Source organism: Candidatus Nitrotoga sp. 1052, assembly GCF_927312905.1.
Taxonomy (GTDB): domain Bacteria; phylum Pseudomonadota; class Gammaproteobacteria; order Burkholderiales; family Gallionellaceae; genus Nitrotoga.
The window spans coordinates 1-1051 of the sequence record NZ_CAKMHQ010000079.1 but is presented as its reverse complement, the minus strand read 5'-3'; the positions used below and the strand labels follow the sequence as shown (position 1 = coordinate 1051).

Here is a 1051-nt window from a genome sequence, read left to right as displayed (position 1 = left end):
CCTTGCGGTATGATCATCCTGTGCTGCAACTTTGAGGGGAGACCTCAGAGTCTGCCCCCATTTATTCTGGTTATGCATAGCCTCGTCCAATTGATCGCCGCCGCACTGCTTTTTACCGCATCGGCGTAAGCTGCCGCAGCGCCTGTGGTTGAAGGCAACGGTGTTGGGAAACTTCGAGTCGGCATGAGCGTCAAGGCTGCCAAGACAAGCATGCCGTTAGTCTCTGATCGAACCATAGCAGACGACGAAGGCGGCAGCATGCGCTCGATGCACTTGCGCATAGGAGTTGCGACAGCAGAAGCGGAGGTGGTCGATGGAAAGGTGTTTCGCGTTTCGGTTCGCAACCCAACTCTTCGTACAGCCAGAGGCTTTGGTGTTGGCACTAAGCTCAATGAATTGCTGCGAGAGCCAGGCTGGGAGGGAGGCTTTGCCGAGGGCTACTTGTTCGTTTGGAACACGAAGTACTGTGGACTAAGCTTTGAGCTCAACTTTGACCCGCACAACGACCCGGCTAGTAACCCCGAGTGGAACCAAGATGGGTTGGCTTCACTCCCACCTGGTACAAGGGTACAGTCCATACTCGTCCGCGGCTGTGGCCAATAGGTACGAGGAATTGGGGCTCGACTCGATTTACTCTGAATAATTAGGTCGCTATAGCTGACACTAACCTGTATTTTGTTTAAAATGGCAAATATATTTCAATAGGAGTTTGGAATAAATGGTGGAATAAAAATAAATGGGGTCAGACTCGATTTAATTTGATACACTTACTCCATCCCTGCAACCAGTAATTGCATGATGGCTCGCCTTCTCCGCTTATATCTACCCGACCAACCTTTGCACGTTATCCAACGCGGTAATAACCGCGATCTCATTTTTGCGGCGGATGCCGATTACCAGTTTTATCTACGTGTGTGCCGGGCATGGCACGTAACTATGGCGGTGGAAGTCCGCCAGCCAGGTTTTCGCAGAGCCGAAGGCTAGCAGCCAGTCGGTCTTCCCCCCGTTAAAGAATAAAATACCAACAAATCACCACTAAGAAATAGTATAA

1 protein-coding gene is annotated in these 1051 nt (G+C 50.7%); it reads left to right on the top strand.

Features of this window, described 5'->3' with window-relative positions:
* Positions 1-144: 144 nt before the first annotated feature.
* Entirely contained in the window at positions 145-603 is a 459-nt protein-coding gene (locus MJ768_RS13855; protein ID WP_239292554.1) for a hypothetical protein, read from the top strand.
* Positions 604-1051 lie beyond the last annotated feature (448 nt).